The 18,017-nt window shown below is 68.5% G+C and carries 23 protein-coding genes; 13 read left to right on the top strand and 10 right to left on the bottom strand.

Features of this window, described 5'->3' with window-relative positions:
- Window positions 1-7: 7 nt before the first annotated feature.
- Window positions 8-2,002, bottom strand: a complete 1,995-nt coding sequence (locus A5713_RS12205; protein WP_068095833.1) for an APC family permease — start codon at window positions 2,000-2,002, stop codon at window positions 8-10.
- Between the two features lie 127 nt (window positions 2,003-2,129).
- Here A5713_RS12205 and A5713_RS12200 point away from each other — a divergent pair, with 127 nt between their 5' ends.
- Window positions 2,130-2,795, top strand: a complete 666-nt coding sequence (locus A5713_RS12200) for a TrkA family potassium uptake protein (RefSeq protein WP_156766176.1) — start codon at window positions 2,130-2,132, stop codon at window positions 2,793-2,795.
- 12 nt (window positions 2,796-2,807) lie between these two features.
- Complete coding sequence (locus A5713_RS12195; protein WP_067927355.1) at window positions 2,808-3,485, top strand: TrkA family potassium uptake protein; 678 nt, start codon at window positions 2,808-2,810, stop codon at window positions 3,483-3,485.
- 118 nt (window positions 3,486-3,603) lie between these two features.
- Here the strand turns inward: A5713_RS12195 and A5713_RS12190 are convergent, their stop codons facing one another.
- Together A5713_RS12190 and A5713_RS12185 are read right to left on the bottom strand one after the other, a co-directional pair.
- Window positions 3,604-4,227, bottom strand: coding sequence for a DUF3159 domain-containing protein (locus A5713_RS12190; RefSeq protein WP_156751863.1), 624 nt, complete (start codon window positions 4,225-4,227; stop codon window positions 3,604-3,606).
- Window positions 4,228-4,313: 86 nt separating this feature from the next.
- Window positions 4,314-4,682, bottom strand: coding sequence for an OB-fold nucleic acid binding domain-containing protein (locus A5713_RS12185; RefSeq protein ID WP_067927359.1), 369 nt, complete (start codon window positions 4,680-4,682; stop codon window positions 4,314-4,316).
- Window positions 4,683-4,819: 137 nt separating this feature from the next.
- Here A5713_RS12185 and A5713_RS12180 point away from each other — a divergent pair, with 137 nt between their 5' ends.
- A complete protein-coding gene (locus A5713_RS12180) occupies window positions 4,820-5,521 on the top strand; it encodes a hypothetical protein (RefSeq protein ID WP_068095912.1) in 702 nt (233 codons plus the stop codon).
- A gap of 5 nt (window positions 5,522-5,526) precedes the next feature.
- Here the strand turns inward: A5713_RS12180 and A5713_RS12175 are convergent, their stop codons facing one another.
- Complete coding sequence (locus A5713_RS12175; RefSeq protein WP_068095826.1) at window positions 5,527-6,279, bottom strand: DUF3710 domain-containing protein; 753 nt, start codon at window positions 6,277-6,279, stop codon at window positions 5,527-5,529.
- Between the two features lie 39 nt (window positions 6,280-6,318).
- Window positions 6,319-6,783 carry a dUTP diphosphatase gene (gene dut / locus A5713_RS12170; protein ID WP_067927364.1) on the bottom strand — a complete coding sequence of 155 codons (465 nt, stop codon included), beginning with the start codon at window positions 6,781-6,783 and terminating at the stop codon, window positions 6,319-6,321.
- A 25-nt stretch (window positions 6,784-6,808) separates the two neighbouring features.
- Here dut and A5713_RS12165 point away from each other — a divergent pair, with 25 nt between their 5' ends.
- Window positions 6,809-7,294: a DUF3093 domain-containing protein gene (locus A5713_RS12165; protein ID WP_068095824.1), complete on the top strand. Its 486-nt coding sequence runs from the start codon at window positions 6,809-6,811 to the stop codon at window positions 7,292-7,294.
- A 13-nt stretch (window positions 7,295-7,307) separates the two neighbouring features.
- On the opposite strand, the gene A5713_RS12160 is transcribed toward A5713_RS12165, so the two are convergent.
- Window positions 7,308-7,610 carry a DUF4193 domain-containing protein gene (locus A5713_RS12160; protein WP_067115263.1) on the bottom strand — a complete coding sequence of 101 codons (303 nt, stop codon included), beginning with the start codon at window positions 7,608-7,610 and terminating at the stop codon, window positions 7,308-7,310.
- A gap of 193 nt (window positions 7,611-7,803) precedes the next feature.
- Here A5713_RS12160 and cei point away from each other — a divergent pair, with 193 nt between their 5' ends.
- A complete protein-coding gene (cei, locus tag A5713_RS12155; protein WP_067927369.1) occupies window positions 7,804-8,454 on the top strand; it encodes an envelope integrity protein Cei in 651 nt (216 codons plus the stop codon).
- A 6-nt stretch (window positions 8,455-8,460) separates the two neighbouring features.
- Here cei and A5713_RS12150 read toward each other — a convergent pair whose 3' ends face one another.
- On the bottom strand, window positions 8,461-9,339 hold the full coding sequence (locus A5713_RS12150) for an inositol monophosphatase family protein (RefSeq protein WP_067927371.1): 879 nt from the start codon (window positions 9,337-9,339) through the stop codon (window positions 8,461-8,463).
- Between the two features lie 103 nt (window positions 9,340-9,442).
- Between A5713_RS12150 and ppgK the strand changes: the two genes are divergently transcribed.
- The 3 genes from ppgK (at window position 9,443) to A5713_RS12135 (ending at window position 12,447) form a co-directional block, all read left to right on the top strand.
- Window positions 9,443-10,252 carry a polyphosphate--glucose phosphotransferase gene (gene ppgK, locus A5713_RS12145; protein WP_068095821.1) on the top strand — a complete coding sequence of 270 codons (810 nt, stop codon included), beginning with the start codon at window positions 9,443-9,445 and terminating at the stop codon, window positions 10,250-10,252.
- A gap of 175 nt (window positions 10,253-10,427) precedes the next feature.
- Entirely contained in the window at window positions 10,428-11,930 is a 1,503-nt protein-coding gene (locus A5713_RS12140) for an RNA polymerase sigma factor (protein WP_156751860.1), read from the top strand.
- Window positions 11,931-12,033: 103 nt separating this feature from the next.
- Entirely contained in the window at window positions 12,034-12,447 is a 414-nt protein-coding gene (locus A5713_RS12135) for a RidA family protein (protein ID WP_068095819.1), read from the top strand.
- On the opposite strand, the gene A5713_RS27575 is transcribed toward A5713_RS12135, so the two are convergent.
- Window positions 12,396-12,761, bottom strand: a complete 366-nt coding sequence (locus A5713_RS27575) for a DUF952 domain-containing protein (protein ID WP_082972915.1) — start codon at window positions 12,759-12,761, stop codon at window positions 12,396-12,398. The genes A5713_RS12135 and A5713_RS27575 overlap by 52 nt on opposite strands.
- Window positions 12,762-12,897: 136 nt before the next feature.
- Here A5713_RS27575 and A5713_RS27570 point away from each other — a divergent pair, with 136 nt between their 5' ends.
- Window positions 12,898-13,083: a hypothetical protein gene (locus A5713_RS27570; protein WP_082945686.1), complete on the top strand. Its 186-nt coding sequence runs from the start codon at window positions 12,898-12,900 to the stop codon at window positions 13,081-13,083.
- Between the two features lie 64 nt (window positions 13,084-13,147).
- Window positions 13,148-14,119, top strand: a complete 972-nt coding sequence (locus A5713_RS12120) for a YihY/virulence factor BrkB family protein (protein WP_068095812.1) — start codon at window positions 13,148-13,150, stop codon at window positions 14,117-14,119.
- A 22-nt stretch (window positions 14,120-14,141) separates the two neighbouring features.
- On the opposite strand, the gene A5713_RS12115 is transcribed toward A5713_RS12120, so the two are convergent.
- Window positions 14,142-14,381 carry a DUF3039 domain-containing protein gene (locus tag A5713_RS12115; RefSeq protein ID WP_067924016.1) on the bottom strand — a complete coding sequence of 80 codons (240 nt, stop codon included), beginning with the start codon at window positions 14,379-14,381 and terminating at the stop codon, window positions 14,142-14,144.
- Window positions 14,382-14,426: 45 nt separating this feature from the next.
- Here A5713_RS12115 and A5713_RS12110 point away from each other — a divergent pair, with 45 nt between their 5' ends.
- The 3 genes from A5713_RS12110 to A5713_RS12100 all read left to right on the top strand — a co-directional run bounded on the left by A5713_RS12110 (window position 14,427) and on the right by A5713_RS12100 (window position 16,858).
- The gene (locus A5713_RS12110; protein WP_369804416.1) at window positions 14,427-14,840 is read left to right on the top strand and encodes a DUF3099 domain-containing protein; all 414 of its coding nucleotides are present in this window, start codon (window positions 14,427-14,429) and stop codon (window positions 14,838-14,840) included.
- A 108-nt stretch (window positions 14,841-14,948) separates the two neighbouring features.
- Complete coding sequence (gene sigB / locus A5713_RS12105) at window positions 14,949-15,938, top strand: sigma-70 family RNA polymerase sigma factor SigB (RefSeq protein ID WP_067924022.1); 990 nt, start codon at window positions 14,949-14,951, stop codon at window positions 15,936-15,938.
- 230 nt (window positions 15,939-16,168) lie between these two features.
- A complete protein-coding gene (locus A5713_RS12100) occupies window positions 16,169-16,858 on the top strand; it encodes a metal-dependent transcriptional regulator (protein ID WP_068095808.1) in 690 nt (229 codons plus the stop codon).
- 16 nt (window positions 16,859-16,874) lie between these two features.
- Here A5713_RS12100 and A5713_RS12095 read toward each other — a convergent pair whose 3' ends face one another.
- The gene (locus A5713_RS12095) at window positions 16,875-17,933 is read right to left on the bottom strand and encodes a DUF4192 domain-containing protein (RefSeq protein ID WP_068095806.1); all 1,059 of its coding nucleotides are present in this window, start codon (window positions 17,931-17,933) and stop codon (window positions 16,875-16,877) included.
- Window positions 17,934-18,017 lie beyond the last annotated feature (84 nt).

Raw genomic sequence — 18,017 nt, 5'->3', positions numbered from 1 at the left:
TCGCGGGTCAATCGAAGATTCCCCGACGGGCGTCACCGGGGGCGGCGTGCGGCTGCAGCGTCTGGAGTCGCTCCGACGAGTTCAGTTGCCACGGAACGGAAGTCACCATCACGTTGGGCATGAACAACAGCCGGCCCTTGAGCCGCAGCGCGCTTTGGTTGTGCAGCGCCTGCTCCCACCAATGGCCCACCACGTACTCGGGAATGAACACGGTGACCACGGTGCGCGGCGACTCCTTGCTGACCCGCTTGACGTATTCGAGTATGGGGCGGGTGATTTCGCGGTATGGCGAGGCGATGACCTTGAGCGGCACGCTGATGTCGCTCTCTTCCCACTGGTGCACCAGCTCGCGGGTCTCCCCCTCGTCGACGCTGACGGTGAGCGCCTCGAGCGCATCCGGGCGGGTCGCGCGGGCGTACGCCAGCGCGCGCAGCGTCGGCAGATGCAGCTTGGACACCAGCACCAGGGCGTGATTGCGGCTGGGCAACACCACGTCGTGCTGGGCGGCGGCCTGCTCCTCCAGCTCCCGGCTGACCGTGCGGTAGTGCCGGTGGATCATCTTCATCATCCCGAAGAGCAAACCCATGGCGAACAGCGCGATCCACGCGCCGGCGACGAACTTGGTCACCAGGACGACCAACAAAACCGCGCCGGTGGAAAGCAATCCGACCGTATTGACGACCCGGGAACGCATCATCTTGCGCCTTACGCGCGGATCGGTCTCGGTGCGCAGCAATCGGGTCCAGTGCCGCACCATGCCGATCTGGCTCAACGTGAACGAAATGAACACGCCGACGATGTACAGCTGGATCAGGGCGGTGACCTCGGCACGGAAGGCGATGATCGCCAGCAGCGCCGCCCCGGACAGGAACAGGATTCCGTTGGAGAACGCCAACCGGTCGCCCCGGGTGTGCAGCTGGCGCGGCAGGTAGCTGTGCTGGGCCAGCACCGAGCCGAGCACCGGGAACCCGTTGAACGCGGTGTTGGCCGCCAGCACCAGGATGAGCGCTGTGACAGTGGCGATCAGCAGGAAGCCGACGTGAAAGCTGCCGAACACGGTTTCGGCCAGCTGTGTGACGAGGGTCTTCTGGTAGTAACCGGGCGGCGCGCCGGTCAGTTGCCGGGCCGGGTCCTCGACCAGCTGAACCCGGATCTGCTGGGCCAGCACGATGATGCCCATCAGCAGGGTCACCGCGATCCCGCCCAGCATCAGCAGCGTCGTCGCCGCGTTGCGCGACTTGGGCTTCTCGAATGCCGGAACCCCGTTGCTGATCGCCTCAACACCGGTCAGCGCGGCGCAGCCCGAGGAGAACGAGCGCGCCACCAGGAATGCCAGCGCGAAGCCGACGACCTGACCGTGCTCGGCGTGCATCTGAAAGCCGGCCGACTCCGCCCGCAGCGGGTTGCCCAGCACGAAGATCCGGAACAGGCCCCAGCCGATCATGATGAACACGCCGACGATGAACGCGTAGGTCGGAATGGCGAACGCCACGCCCGATTCGCGGATTCCGCGCAGGTTCAACGCCATCACCAGCAGGATCGAGGCCACGCAGAACCAGACCTTGTTCTCGGCCACGATCGGGATCGCCGAGCCGATGTTCGCCATCGCCGACGCCGTCGAAACGGCCACGGTGAGAACGTAATCCACCATCAGGGCGCTGGCGACGACCAGGCCGGCGGTGTCGCCCAGGTTGGTCGTGACCACCTCGTAGTCGCCCCCACCCGAGGGGTAGGCGTGCACGTTCTGCCGATAGCTGGCCACCACGACCAGCATCACCGCCGCCACGGCCAGACCGATCCAGGGTGTCAGCGCATACGCGCTGACACCGGCTACCGAGAGCATCAGGAAGACTTCCTCGGGCGCGTACGCCACCGACGACAAGGCGTCGGAGGCGAACACCGGCAAGGCGATCCGCTTGGGCAGCAGGGTGTGACTCAGCCGGTCGCTGCGTTGCGGCCGACCGATGAGCAACCGACGCGTTGCGGTTGAAAGTTTGGACACGAGAGCCAAGAGTAAGCCCACATGGGTTTGGCGGTAGCTTCGTAGGCGAGAATGTTTGCCGACCCGAAATCGGCTGGCCGACGTGGGTTGCCGATTGGGGCGCAGGACGCAGCCGAGAGGATCGAAAGTGCGAGTAGTGGTGATGGGCTGCGGCCGCGTCGGTTCCTCGGTGGCCGACGGGCTATCGCGGATCGGCCACGACGTCGCGGTCATCGACCGCGACAGCACCGCCTTCAACCGGCTCAGTCCCGAGTACGCCGGGGAGCGGGTGTTGGGGCAGGGGTTCGACCGGGACGTGCTGCTGCGGGCCGGCATCGAGGAGGCCGACGCGTTCGCCGCCGTGTCATCCGGGGACAACTCCAACATCATCTCGGCGCGGCTGGCCCGCGAGACCTTCGGGGTCAAGCGCGTGGTCGCCCGGATTTACGACGCCAAGCGCGCCGAGGTCTACGAACGGCTCGGCATCCCGACGATCGCCACCGTGCCCTGGACCACCGACCGCCTCCTCAACGCCCTGCTGCGGGACACCGAGACCGCCAAATGGCGAGACCCGACCGGCACGGTGGCCGTCGCGGAGGTCGTCCTGCACGAGGAGTGGATCGGGCACCGGATCACCGATCTCGAGCAGGCCACCGGCGCCCGCGTCGCGTTCCTGATCCGGTTCGGTGCCGGCGTCCTGCCGGAGCCCAAGACGGTCATTCAGGCCGGCGACCAGGTCTACGTCGCCGCGATCTCCGGCCGCGCCGCCGAGGCCGTGGCCATCGCGGCGCTGCCACCCAGTGAAGAGTCTTAAGGAGCGGCGAAAATGAAGGTAGCTGTCGCCGGGGCCGGCGCGGTCGGCCGCTCCGTCAGTCGCGAACTCATCGGCAACGGCCATGACGTCACGCTGATCGAGCGCAACCCCGATCACGTCGACGTCGACGCCATCCCGGCGGCGCACTGGCGCCTCGGCGATGCCTGCGAGCTGAGCCTGCTGGAATCGGTACACCTGCACGAGTTCGACGTGGTGGTGGCCGCAACCGGCGACGACAAGGCCAACGTCGTGCTGAGCCTGCTGGCCAAGACCGAATTCGCGGTGCCCCGGGTGGTTGCGCGGGTCAACGACCCGCGCAACGAATGGTTGTTCACCGACGCCTGGGGTGTGGACGTGGCGGTGTCGACCCCACGGATGCTCGCCTCGCTCATCGAAGAGGCCGTCGCCGTCGGTGATCTGGTGCGGCTCATGGAATTTCGCCGGGGCCAGGCCAACCTCGTCGAGATCACCCTGCCCGACGACACGCCCTGGGGCGGCAAGCCGGTGCGCCGACTGCAGCTGCCCCGCGACGCCGCGCTGGTCACCATCCTGCGCGGTCCACGGGTGATCGTGCCCGAGGCCGACGAGCCGTTGGAGGGCGGCGACGAGCTGCTGTTCGTCGCGGTCGCCGAGGTCGAAGAGGACCTGCGCAAGCTGCTGTTGCCGGACGGCCCCGCCCTGGACGACTAGGGCCGCTTGCGATCACCGTTGAGGGCGGTGACCCGCAGCGCCCGGCTTCGCCGCGCTTGCGATCACCGTTGAGGGCGGTGACCCGCAGCGCCCGGCTTCGCCGCGCTTGCGATCACCGCTAGTCGCGGACGGGATCGGCGTCGACCTGGACGCCGGTGTCACCGACCGCCGACATGGCGCGCTGCGCCGACTTGATCGCCAGGTACGTCGCCAGCGCGGCCGCCACGGTGAGTGGCCACCCCATCGCGATGCGCGCGAAGGCCAGCCAACCGGTCCGGTCGGCGTTGTAGAGCAGCCCCTGGACGACGAACCGGGCGGCGAAGACCAGCACCCAGCAGACCGAGGCGATGTCGAACGCGTAGACGGCCCGCGGGACGTCGCGCCAACCGTGACCGCGCCCGGTGGCCCAGGTCCACACGAACCCCACCAGCGGCCGCCGGATGACGACCGACGCCGCGACGACCACCGCCCACAGCAACGACATCCAGATTCCCACCAGGAAGTAGCCCTTGGACTCCCCCACGATGTAGGCGACCAGCGCGCAGATGGCGACGCCGAAGAACCCGGAGAACGCCGGCTGCGGGGATTCCCGGCGTATCAGCCGCCACAGCAGGACCAGTGCGGCCGCGGCGAGTGCGGAGGCCATCGCCACGAAGAGCCCCGACACGCTCGACACAATGACGAAGATCACAACGGGCAGCGACGAATAGATGACGCCGCTGACCCCGCCCGCCTGTCGCATCAGGCGTTCGGCCGTGATGCGTCCGGCGGCCGCGCGGTCGGGCGAGCCCGACTCGTCGGGTCCCGGACCCGAGTCGTCGGGTCGCGTCACCGCTGAATTTCGTAGTGCGGGTTGTAGATGGCCTTGGTGCCGTTCTCCAGCGTGCCCAGCCGGCCCCGCACCCGCAGCTTGCGGCCGGAGTCGATGCCGGGAATGCGGCGCTGCCCCAACCACACCAGCGTGACCGTGTCGCTGCCGTCGAAAAGCTCGGCGCGCACACCGCCCGCACAACCCTTGCCGTTACATTCCACGCTGCGCAGCGTGCCGATCATCGTGACCTCTTGGCCACGCTCACAATCGATCGCCCGTTGCGCGCCGGTAAGGGCTACCTCGTCGGACAACTCTTCGGAGTCGCGTTGCTCCGGAGCCTCCGTCAATCGGCGGCTGAGCCGGCGCAGATATCCTTGGGCCCCCATGGCCCCTCCTGACAATGCTGATAAGCCTTGGCGCTTCCATTCATGCCAACGGACACCGTAGACCTCTTGGTTCCCCCACGCCAACCGAGTCAAACGTCGTGTTGGAGCGCGACTCAACGCCGGGGCACTATCTGGGGGTGGCTGTCGATCTGCGGGGTGTCACCGTCGTGTTGTTGCCCGGTACGGGCTCCGACGACGACTACATTCGCCGGGCATTTTCCGGTCCGTTGCGCGAGGTCGGCGCCGTGCTGGTGGCGCCGCCGCCCCACCCGGACCGGTTGATCGAGGGCTACGTGTCCGCGTTGGACGCCGCCGCGCGAACGGGCCCGATCGCCGTCGGCGGGGTGTCGATCGGCGCGGCGGTGGCGGTCGCCTGGGCACTGGCCCACGCTCAGAAGGCGGTTGCCGTGCTGGCCGCGCTGCCGGCCTGGGCCGGGGCGCCGGACGCGGCGCCCGCCGCCCACGCGGCACGCCATACCGCGTCGCAGCTGCGCGCCGAGGGACTGGGGACAACCACCGGCCAGATGCGGGCTTCCAGCCCGCCCTGGCTCGCCGACGAGCTGGCCCGGTCCTGGCGCGCGCAGTGGCCCCAGCTGCCCGACGCCATGGACGAGGCCGCCGCCTACGTGGCGCCCAACCGCGCGGAACTGGCCGGGCTGGCGGCCCCGCTGGCCGTGGCGGCCGCCGTCGACGACCCCATCCATCCGCTTGGGGTGGCTTCCGAGTGGGTCGACGCCGCGCCGCGCGCGGCCCTGCGGACGGTGACGCTGGAGCAGATCGGCTCCGACCCCGCCGCGCTGGGCGCGGCGTGCCTGGACGCGCTCGCCGAGGCGGGCTGAGCGGGTCAGCCGCCGGTGGTGCGCAGCTGCTGCATCGCCGAGCCCTCGGCGCTGCGGCGCGCCGCCGGCTCGTTGGCCCCTTCCTGCGCCGCGGCTTGTCGCGCCTGGGCCTGCTGGGCGGCCGCGGCTTCCCGCAATTGCTGCGCCATCGGCTCCGGCAGCTGCACGCTCAACGGCGTGCGGACGGGAAGCGGTGTGTCGCCGCGGCGAACCACGGTGTCGGCCAACGCGGCTCGCGCCTCCTGCTCGAGGGCTTCCATCGTCTCGTGCGGGCCGTTGATGACGCAGCGGATCATCCAGCGGTATCCGTCGACCCCGATGAAGCGCACCGCGCCGGAGGCGGAACCGACGACCTCGCGGCCCCAGGGGCCGTCCTTGATGCTGACTTTGGCCGAGTCCTTGCGCAGCGACTCGGCGAGCTCGCCGGCGACTTCGCGCCAGAGGCCACCCGTCTTCGGCGCCGCGTAGGCGGCGATGGTGAAGCGGCCGTTGGGCGTGACCACCCACACGGCGCTGGGAACGCCCGTCTCGGTCAGTTCGACCTGCAGCTGGCCCGCCTCCGGCATGGGAATGAGGACCGACCCCAGGTCCAGGCGCGCGAGCTCGGCGACCGACGGGTCGTCGAAATCGTCGATGTCGAATGGGCCCTCGAGTTCTTCGATCTCGTCGGAGACCCCGTCGCCGGGCGGCGTGATGTCGCCGCCCACCGGGGTCCCTTCGCTGTCGTCGTCGCGTGAACGATTACCGAACGCAGCCATCAGCGGCGCTCCTCCCCACTGCATCGTCGCCGGCGCGCATCACAGACTCGCATGTCCGCCGGAGGAACCGTGGCCACCATCGCCACGGGAGGTTTCGGCCAGGCCCGCCTCGTCGAACGACGACACCTCGACCAGCTCGACCAGCTCGACCCGCTGCACCAGCAGCTGGGCGATGCGGTCGCCGCGATGCACCACGATGGGCTCGGCCGGGTCCAGATTGATCAGGGCGACCTTGATCTCGCCGCGATACCCGGCGTCGATGGTGCCCGGACTGTTGACGATCGAAAGCCCAACGCGCGACGCCAATCCCGAACGCGGGTGCACCAGGCCGACCATCCCGAACGGAATCGCGACGGCCACGCCCGTGCGCACCAGCGCGCGCCGTCCCGGCTCCAGCTTGAGGTCTTCCGCGCTGTAGAGATCGACGCCCGCGTCGCCCTGGTGGGCGCGCGTGGGCAGTGGCAGCTCGGGATCGAGGCGAACGATGGCCAGACTGGTCGACACGGGGCCACAGATTACCCTTGACTGCGTGTCCGATACGCGCGTCGCGCCGCACAGTGTGCGATATCGCGAACGACTGTGGGTGCCGTGGTGGTGGTGGCCGCTGGGCTTCGGGCTGGCGGGGCTCATCGCTTTCGAAGTCAACATGGGTGTCGCCCCCGGGCCGTCCTGGCTGCCGTACGCCACCCTTTTCGCGGTGGCCGCCGGCACGCTGCTGTGGCTGGGCCGCATCGAGATCCGCGTGACCGCTGACCCGAACGTCCCGGGTGGGGTGGAACTGTGGGCCGGCGAGGCGCACCTCCCGGTCACCGCGATCGCCCGCTCCGCCGTGGTGGCCCCGTCGGCCAAGTCCGCGGCCCTGGGTCGCCAGCTCGACCCGGCGGCTTATGTGCTGCACCGGGCCTGGGTCGGGCCGATGATCCTGGTGGTGCTGGACGAGCCTGACGACCCCACGCCGTACTGGCTGGTGAGCTGCCGCCATCCGGAGCGGGTGCTGTCGGCATTGCGAAGCTGACCGGCGTAAACGGTCAGGCCGCGCAGTCGGTACAGATCATCACGCCGTTCTTCTCGCTGGCCAGCCGGCTGCGGTGTTGCACCAGGAAACAGCTGGAGCAGGTGAACTCGTCAGCCTGCTTCGGGATGACGCGGACCGACAGTTCTTCCCCGGACAGGTCGGCGCCAGGCAACTCGAAAGACTCAGCGGTCTCGGATTCGTCGACGTCGACGACGGCCGAAGCCGCCTCGTTGCGTCGTGCTTTGAGCTCCTCGAGCGAGTCCTCCGAAACATCGTCGGTCTCGGTGCGCCGTGGAGCGTCGTAGTCGGTAGGCATACCTATTCCCCTGCCCTATTGCCTCTTCATGCCTCGTAATGTCAGGCATCGCTTTGTACCAGCGTCGAACGCATCCACCAAATGATTCGTGCCCGTATGACGGCCCGTTAATGTGTGATTTACGTCACACCACCATTGTGGGCCTTGCGTTCGCCTTTGAACAGTGCGTTTAGGGTGCGATTAGAGTGCACCTGTGGTCGCACAAATCACCGAGGGTACCGCCTTCGACAAGCACGGTCGGCCGTTCCGGCGCCGCAATCCCCGGCCCGCCATCGTCGTGGTGGTCTTCCTCGTCGTGGTGACTGCCGTGGTGTGGACGATCGCGTTGACCCGGCCGGCGAAGGTGCACGAGGTCGCGGTCTGCAATCCGCCGCCAAAGGCGACCGGATCGGCGCCGGCTCAGCTCGGTGAGCAGGTGTCCCGAAGCGCGATGATGGACGTCACGCCCGCCAAGCTCAGCGACACCAAGGTCCGCGTGCTCAACGCCAGCGGCCGCGGCGGCCAGGCCGGCGACGTGGCCGGCGCGATGAAGGACCTCGGGTTTGCGCAGCCGACCGCCGCCAACGATCCCCTCTACGCCGGCACCCGGCTCACCTGCCAGGGTCAGATCCGGTTCGGCACGGCCGGGCAGGCCACCGCGGCGGCGGTTTGGCTGGTGGCGCCGTGCATGGAGCTGTTCAACGACAACCGCGCCGACGACTCCGTCGACCTGGCGTTGGGGACGGACTTCACCGCGCTCGCCCACAACGACGACATCGATGCCGTGCTGGCCACCCTGCGCCCCGGCGCCGCCGAGCCGTCCGACCCCTCGCTGCTCACCAAGATCCACTCGAGCAGCTGCTGACGCAGCTCAGTCGAGAATCGGGTCGAGGCCGTCGATTTCGTCCAGGGCGGCCAGCAGCTCGTCGGCGATCCCCGGCGCGGCGGCCAGCACCAGGCCGGCGCCGTCGGTGCCGGGCGGCGGCAGGCAAACCCGGGCCCCCGCCTCGGCCGCGATCAGCGCGCCCGCGGCGCAATCCCATGGCTGCAGGCCGTGCTCGTAGAACGCGTCGAGCCGGCCCGCCGCGACCATGCACAGATCCAGGGCCGCCGAGCCGATGCGACGAACGTCGCGCACCATCGGCAGCAGCCGCGCCAACAAGTCGGCCTGCGCCGCCCGGCGCTGCCGTGCGTACCCGAAACCGGTGCCCAGCAACGCCATCGACAGGTCGTCCACCGTGGCGCACCGCAGCGGCCGTACCCCCTCCTGGTCGATGACGTGCGCGCCCAGTCCGGTCGCCGCCGAGTACACCCGCTCGCCCACGACGTCGGCGACCGCGCCCGCCACCGACACGCCGTCCACTTGGACACCGATCGACACCGCGTAGGCGGGAATGCCGTAGACGAAGTTCACCGTGCCGTCGATGGGGTCGAGCACCCAGGTGACCGCGTCCGCGGCCGTGCCCGCCGGGTCGGCCGGCCCCCCGCCCTCCTCACCCAGAATCGGGTCACCGGGCCGCAATTCGGCCAGCCGGTCCCGCAGCAGGCGCTCGGTCTCCGTGTCGACGACGGTCACCGGATCGGTGGGGGTGCTCTTCGACCACACCGCGCCGTCGCCCGAAAGCTTCGAACCCGCCGCGGCTCCGCCGAAGACCTCGGCCCGGCGGCGCCGGACGAACGCGGCGGCTTCCGTGGCCAACGTCTCGGCGACCGTGCGCAGCCGGGCGGGCTCGTCATCAACTCGGGTCACCGGTCTATCGCATCACAGCCGCCACGGCCCCGCAGATACCCCGTAGCCGCGCCGGCGCCGGGCTAAGGTGGGCGCACATCCCAAGTCACGCCCAGGAGCTTCGATGACCAGCACCGAGTCGACCACGGAAACGCCCGGCACCGGCGCCGCCGTCGGCACACCACAGCGTCGGGGATTCGGCATCGACGTCGGCGGCAGCGGCATCAAGGGCGGCATCGTCGACATGGACACCGGACAGTTGATCGGCGAACGGGTCAAGCTGTTGACCCCGCAGCCGGCGACGCCGGAGGCGGTCGCCAAGACCATCGCCGAGGTGGTCAACGCGTTCGGCTGGACCGGCCCGCTCGGCGTGACCTATCCCGGGGTGGTCACCCACGGCGTCGTCCAGACGGCCGCCAACGTCGACAAGTCGTGGATTGGCACCAACGCGCGTGACATCATCAGCGCCGAGCTGGACGGGCAGGACGTCACGGTGCTCAACGACGCCGACGCCGCGGGGCTGGCCGAGGAGCACTACGGGGCGGGCAGAAACCAGTCCGGCCTGGTCGTCTTGCTGACGTTCGGCACCGGGATCGGCTCCGCGGTCATCCACAACGGCACGCTGATACCCAACACCGAGTTCGGGCACCTGGAAGTCGGCGGCAAAGAAGCCGAGCTGCGGGCGGCGTCGTCGGTCAAAGAGAAGAACAACTGGAGCTACGAGAAGTGGGCCGCGCAGGTCACCCGGGTGCTGGTGGCCATCGAGAACGCGGTGTGGCCGGACCTGTTCATCGCCGGCGGCGGCATCAGCCGCAAGGCCGACAAGTGGCTACCGCTGCTCGAGAACCGGACCCCGGTGGTGGCTGCGGCCCTGCTCAACACGGCCGGGATAGTCGGCGCGGCGATGGCCTCCACCTCCGACGTGACCCACTGATTTTCCCCGGCAGAGCCGTTCGACCGCTCGCTGTCGTTACAATGGTCATCGGCGACCGCCCGAACGATAGCGTGCAAACACGAACGCTGATCCAACGCCGACATCGACATAGCAGACACTTTCGGTTCACCATGCCCATTACCCACCGAAGGTGAGCCCAAACGAAGGGGTGTAAGTGGCACCGACCAAGGCCAGCCCGGCAACCGACGCGCCGGTGAAACGGACCGCCACCAAGTCTCCGTCCTCCCCCGCCAAGCGCCCGGCGGCCAAGGCCGCCAACGGCACCGCCCCCGCCAAACGCGCCGCCAAGGCGCCGGCCCCCACCGCCAAATCCGAGGGCGACGCCGGCGCCGAGAAGAAGACTCGCGCCGCCAAGGCCCCGTCGGGCCGTGGGACCAAAGCCGCCAAGGCCGCCCCGGCGGATGCCGACGCGGAACTGGGGGTCGCCGAAGACCTGGACGACGTGGAGCTCGACGCGGAGCCGGGCGAGGATCTCGAGATCGACGCCGACCTGAGCCTGGACGACCTGGAAGACGACGTTGCCGCCGACGGCGAGGACGCCGAGGTCGAGCCGGCCGACTCGGACGACAGCGAGGAAGAGGGAACCGCCAAGGTCGCCCCGGCCGGCCCGGCCGCCACCGACGAGGACGAGGAGATCGCCGAGCCCTCCGAGAAGGACAAGGCGTCCGGCGATTTCGTCTGGGACGAAGACGAGTCCGAGGCGCTGCGTCAGGCACGCAAGGACGCCGAACTCACCGCGTCGGCAGACTCGGTTCGGGCCTACCTCAAGCAGATCGGCAAGGTGGCGCTGCTCAATGCCGAGGAAGAGGTCGAGCTGGCGAAGCGGATCGAGGCCGGCCTGTACGCCACGCAGCTGATGGCCGAGATGGCCGAGCGCGGCGACAAGCTGCCCGCCGCCCAGCGCCGCGACATGATGTGGATCTGCCGCGACGGCGACCGCGCGAAAAACCATCTGCTGGAAGCCAACCTGCGCCTCGTGGTGTCGCTGGCCAAGCGGTACACCGGCCGCGGGATGGCGTTCCTGGACCTCATCCAGGAAGGCAACCTGGGCCTGATCCGCGCGGTCGAGAAGTTCGACTACACCAAGGGCTACAAGTTCTCCACCTACGCGACGTGGTGGATCCGCCAGGCCATCACCCGCGCCATGGCCGACCAGGCCCGTACCATCCGCATCCCGGTGCACATGGTCGAGGTGATCAACAAGCTGGGCCGCATCCAGCGCGAGCTGCTGCAGGACCTGGGCCGCGAGCCCACGCCTGAAGAGCTGGCCAAGGAAATGGACATCACGCCCGAAAAGGTGCTGGAGATCCAGCAATACGCCCGCGAGCCGATCTCGCTGGACCAGACCATCGGCGACGAGGGCGACAGCCAGCTCGGTGACTTCATCGAGGACAGCGAGGCCGTGGTGGCCGTCGACGCGGTGTCGTTCACCCTGCTGCAGGACCAGCTGCAGTCGGTGCTGGAGACCCTTTCCGAGCGCGAAGCCGGCGTAGTACGGCTGCGCTTCGGCCTCACCGACGGCCAGCCACGCACCCTCGACGAGATCGGCCAGGTCTACGGCGTCACCCGCGAGCGCATCCGTCAGATCGAATCCAAGACGATGTCAAAGCTGCGCCACCCCAGCCGTTCCCAGGTCCTGCGCGACTACCTCGACTAAGGGGCCACAGCGGCTGTTATCCAAAGCCGTTGGTGCGCAAGCACATTCAATCTCCACGGAAAATCCGTCGCGCCGGCGGCGGCGCCGTCGTACCGTGACTCCCATGTCAGCCAACCGCACAGTGGTCTCGTCGGACTCCGAGTTCGAAACGGCCGTCGGCTATTCGCGCGCGGTCCGGGTCGGCCCACACGTGTGGGTGGCCGGAACGACCGGCGCCGGAGCGGCCGGAGATATCGCGTCGCAGACTCGAGATGCCCTGCAGCGCATCGAGGTTGCGCTCCATCAGGCGGGTGCGGCGCTCACCGATGTGGTGCGCACCCGCATCTACGTCACCGACATCTCCCGCTGGCGCGAGGTCGCCGCGGTCCATGCGCAGATCTTCGGAGACATCCGTCCCGCGGCGACCATGGTGGAGGTGTCCGCACTGATCGCACCAGGATTGCTGGTGGAGATCGAGGCCGACGCCTACGTGGAACCCCTCGCCGGCGGGAACATGCCGTCCGGCGCCGGGCGGTAATCGGTGACCCGAATCACAGCGTGCGTGGGCAGGGGGCCGTAGAGATGCGGGAACAGCATCGACTCGGGATCCGTTGAAACGCCTGGTTCCCACCGCACCTCGGAGTCCAATCTGGCCGGATCGATGTGCAGCAGAACCAAATCACCGCGACCGCGAAAGAGCCGGTTGGCCGGCAGATGAACCTGCTCGGGCGTCGACAGATGGATGAACCGCCCGCCGCCGGACGCGTCGGGGCGAATCTCACCGCACGTGCGGGCACGGGACCACTCGTCGCGCCCGCACAGGTGTACCAGCAGGTCAGGAGCGAAAGTCACGAATGATCACTGTAGAGAGCACTACGAAACGAAACGTTTACAGCCCGTGAGAAACGACACACCCGATAACGATCGGGGAACAACGCGAAAACCCCATACGTCTGAGAGAGTGAATAAAAGCAAGAACGGAGAAGCCATGAATGCAACTCTGACCAGTCCCGAGCTAACCCGTGCGGACCGCTGCGATCGCTGCGGTGCCGCGGCTCGAGTCCGCGCCAAGCTGCCTTCTGGAGCCGAGCTTCTCTTCTGCCAGCATCACGCCAACGAGCACGAGGCCAAGCTGACCGAGCTGTCTGCCGTCCTGGAGGTCAGCGGAAGCTAGTTCCGCCAACTCACCCGTCACCAATGTGGGCGACGGGGGCAGTCTTCGGTAATGCTGGACGGGTATGAGCGATCAAGTCGCAAAACCGTCCCGCCATCACATCTGGCGACTCACCCTGAGGACCGTCTCGAAAAGCTGGGATGATTCCATCTTCTCCGAGTCGGCCCAGGCGGGTTTCTGGTCGGCGCTGTCGCTCCCGCCGCTGCTGCTCGGGATGCTGGGCAGCCTGGCCTACGTGGCGCCGCTGTTCGGCCCGGACACATTGACGTCGATCGAGAAGAGCGTCATCTCCGCGATCCGCAGCTTCTTCTCGCCCAGCGTCGTCAACGAGATCATCGAGCCGACCATCCGCGACGTCACCGCCAACGCCCGCGGCGAGGTGGTGTCGGTCGGCTTCCTCATCTCGATGTGGGCGGGATCGTCGGCGATCTCGGCCTACGTCGACGCCGTGGTGGAGGCGCACGACCAGACTCCCCTGCGCCATCCCGTACGCCAGCGGCTCTTCGCCCTGTTCATCTACATGGTGATGCTGGTGTTCGTGGTGGTTGCCGCGCCCGTGCTGGTGATCGGTCCGCGCAAGGTGAGCGAGCACATCCCGTACGACCTGGCCAACGTGCTGCAGTACGGCTACTACCCGGCGCTGATCCTCGGGCTGCTGATCGGGGTCGTCATCTTGTACCGGGTGTCGCTGCCCGAACCGCTGCCGACGCACCGGCTGATCTACGGCGCGGTGCTTGCCACGGCGGTCTTTCTGATCGCCACCCTGGGCCTGCGGATCTACCTGCGGTGGATCACCAGCACCGGCTACACCTACGGCGCGCTGGCCACACCGATCGCGTTCCTGTTGTTCGCGTTCTTCGGTGGCTTCGCGGTGATGCTGGGCGCCGAACTCAACGCGGCGATCCAAGAGGAATTCCCGGCGCCCAAGACGCACGCGCACCGCCTGCGCAAGTGGCTCGAAGCCCGCCTGACCGTGTCGAAGCGTCCGACGGGTTCCCCGCCGGCGCCGGCACCCGCCGACAACGCGACGCTGTGACGGCCGGCCCAACCGGTGCGACCTAGCCCTTCTTCATCCGGTCGTAGATCCGCTTGCAGTCCGGGCAGACCGGCGATCCCGGCTTGGCCGCCTTGGTGACGGGAAACACCTCGCCGCACAGCGCCACCACATGGTTGCCCATAACCGCGCTCTCGGCGATCTTGTCCTTCTTCACGTAGTGGAAGTACTTCGGCGTATCGCTGCCGGTCCCGTCGTCGACGCGTTCGTCGGTCTCGGTGCGTTCGATCGTCTGGGTCTGCATGCCTCACATTGTGCCCCGTAACTCGCTCCTGCCGGAATCGGCCGGGTGTGGGAGAGTGGAGAAATGAAGCGCGAATCCGATCTGGGGTTCGACGATGAGGGCCGACCGGTGCTCATCACCGCCGCAGCACCCTCGTATGAAGAGCAGCACCGCGCGCGGGTCCGGAAATACCTGACCCTGATGGGCTTTCGGATCCCGGCCCTGATCCTGGCCGCGCTGGCATACGGCGCCTGGCACAACGGTCTGATCTCACTGGCGATCGTCGCCGTGTCGATCCCATTGCCATGGATGGCGGTCCTGATCGCCAACGACCGCCCGCCACGGCGCCCCGACGAACCTCGGCGGTTCGACGACGCCCGCCGACGCACCCCGCTGTTCCCAAGCGCCGAGCGGCCTGCGCTTGAGGCGCGCCCGCATCCGCACTCAAGCTGGCCCCCGGGACCGCACGGCTGGGAATAGTCCGCACTTCTTAGGACATTCTCAGGTCGACGGGACATTTGTGCACGTCAAGACGTGTGAGATGGGATAGGGCTGGGAACTCTCAGGGCTGATCTGTCGTTGAACTCAATGACAGTACAAGCCGAACGGGAGGTCGCTATGGCGAACGCCAGCACGAGCAGATTTGATGGCGATCTGGATGCTCAAAGCCCCGCCGCGGACCTCGTGCGCGTATATCTCAATGGCATCGGTAAGACGGCGCTGCTGAATGCAGCGGGCGAAGTTGAACTGGCCAAGCGCATCGAGGCCGGGCTCTACGCCGAGCATCTGCTCGAAACTCGTAAGCGCCTCGGCGAGAACCGCCGACGCGACCTCGAGGCCGTGGTGCGCGACGGTGAGGCCGCGCGCCGTCACCTGCTGGAAGCCAACCTGCGTCTGGTGGTGTCGCTGGCCAAGCGCTACACCGGTCGCGGGATGCCGCTGCTGGACCTGATCCAGGAGGGCAACCTGGGCCTGATCCGTGCGATGGAAAAGTTCGATTACACAAAGGGTTTCAAGTTCTCCACCTATGCCACGTGGTGGATCCGCCAGGCCATCACCCGCGGCATGGCCGACCAGAGCCGGACCATCCGGCTGCCGGTGCACCTGGTCGAGCAGGTGAACAAGCTGGCACGGATCAAGCGGGAGATGCACCAGAACCTGGGCCGCGAGGCCACCGACGAGGAGCTGGCGGCCGAATCCGGGATCCCGGTCGAGAAGATCAACGACCTGCTCGAGCACAGCCGCGACCCGGTAAGCCTGGACATGCCGGTCGGCTCCGAGGAAGAAGCCCCGCTGGGTGACTTCATCGAGGACGCCGAGGCGATGTCCGCCGAGAACGCGGTGATCGCCGAGCTGCTGCACACCGACATCCGCAGCGTGCTCGCCACTCTCGACGAGCGTGAGCACCAGGTGATCCGGCTGCGCTTCGGCCTGGACGACGGCCAGCCGCGCACGCTGGACCAGATCGGCAAGCTCTTCGGCCTCTCGCGTGAGCGGGTCCGGCAAATCGAGCGGGACGTAATGTCCAAACTCCGCCACGGCGAGCGCGCCGACCGGCTACGGTCGTACGCAAGCTAAGGCTCCAAGTAGATCCCGGCGACCCGCGGCGCCCGGCTAACGCCGCGCTTGCGATCGCCGCCCGAACTAGTAACAAGACGGTATGCCCGCCGCGGACGCGGCGGGCATACCGAACTAGTAACAAGACGGTATGCCCGCCGCGGACGCGGCGGGCATACTGCTTGTCGGGGAAGCGTTACACCCGTTCGCGCAGCTGGCCAAGTAGACTCGGCGTCGATGGAGGGTGCTAAATGAACGACCTGGTTGACACCACCGAGATGTACCTGCGGACCATCTACGACCTCGAAGAAGAGGGCGTGACGCCGCTGCGCGCGCGCATCGCCGAACGCCTCGAGCAGAGCGGGCCGACCGTCAGCCAAACCGTGTCCCGGATGGAGCGCGACGGGCTGCTCCACGTCGCCGGCGACCGCCACCTGGAGCTCACCGACAAGGGCCGGGCGTTGGCCATCGCGGTGATGCGCAAGCACCGCCTTGCCGAGCGGCTGCTCGTCGACGTCATCGGGGTGCCCTGGGAGGAAGTGCACGCCGAGGCATGCCGGTGGGAGCACGTGATGAGCGAGGACGTGGAGCGGCGGCTGGTGAAGGTGCTCAACCACCCGACCACCTCCCCCTTCGGCAACCCGATCCCGGGGCTTCTGGACCTGGGCGTGGGCCCCGAATCGGGCGCGGAGGACGCCATCCTCGTCCGGCTGACCGAGTTGCCGCCCGGCTCCCCGGTGGCCGTCGTCGTCCGCCAGCTGACCGAACACGTGCAAGGCGACATCGACCTGATCACCCGCCTGAAGGACGCCGGGGTCGTCCCCAATGCCCGGGTGACCGTCGAGACCGGGCCCGCCGGGGTCACCATCGTCATCCCTGGCCACGAGAACGTCACCCTGCCGCACGAGATGGCGCACGCCGTCAAGGTCGAGAAGGTCTGACCGCCCCGCCGTCGGGCTAGCATGCCCTGCGGCCGAACACTCGGCGCGGCGGTATCCGCACGCCGAGCTGTTTGGCCAGCCGGTAGCCGGTGAGCGCCAGTTCCCGAATGTCCTCCGGCCGTAGCCCCGACTGCAAGGCCGTGTCCAGCATGCCCGCCATCCGATTCTCGGGCGCGCAGCGCAGCGCGGCCTCCAGCGACACCCCCGCCAGCGGCCCGTCGCCGCGGGCGTAGGCACTGAACGCGAGCAGCACCAGCGCCTCGACCCGCCAGGGCGCGGGCAGGGTGCGCGCCAGCAACGCCCACAACGACTCCGCCTCGCCGGCGTTCTCGCCGACCGCCAGGGCGTAGAGGATGTCGCGCACTTGCGCGTCGCTCAGGGCGCAGGCCAGCTTGGCCAGCTGGGCATCGGACGGTGCTTGGCCGGCGGCCACACGCGACGCCACCGTCATCGCGTGCCGCACGTCGCCACGCACGCAGCGGTCCGGGTTCGTGCGGTGGGCCGCCCGGCGCCTGGCCGCCTGCCGGTCGATCACGCCGGTCAGCTCGGCGCTGCGCGCCGTGTCCTCGACCGCGACGACGGCCTGCAGGTCAGCGCGGCGAGCGTAGAGCCGCCTGCCGTCGAGCACCGCCGCGGCGGCCAGCGGCGACGCCGAGGGATCGTCCACCGGGCCGCTCGAACCGCAACCGTCCACGCAATGCCAGCGCCCACCGAGCGCGACCCGGTCGACCACATGCGCCGCCCACAGCTCGATACCGTGCTGCGACAACGACTTTGCGAGCGCGTCGCACACCTGCCGGTAGTCCTCGTTGCAGGACGGGCAGTGCGCCCCCTCCCCGTCGACGATCACCGCGATCGCGGCGTCGGGCCCGGCCGCGGCGGCGACATCCGCGAGGTGTCCGACCCGGGCGGTGAGTTCTTCGGAGAGGTCGACTCGCATCACCGCTCCGAGGTCACCACCGTCCAAAGACACCAATACCAATGAACTTTCGGGTACGAAGCCGAGAACGGCAGGCAGCGCGGCGATGAGTGCGCCGGGCCGGTTCAGTTTGAAGTCAGGTCGATGCGTCGTCATGGGCACCACGCTGACGGGCCCCGCCGTCAGCCGGCGCTCGCGAGAAGCGGCGGAATCCCGCACCTGTGAATGAACTCAGCACTG

The organism is Mycobacterium sp. E2497 (genome assembly GCF_001668695.1).
In the GTDB taxonomy this organism is placed as follows: domain Bacteria; phylum Actinomycetota; class Actinomycetes; order Mycobacteriales; family Mycobacteriaceae; genus Mycobacterium.
Note: the sequence above shows the minus strand (reverse complement) of the source record. Positions and strands in the feature narration are given on the sequence as shown.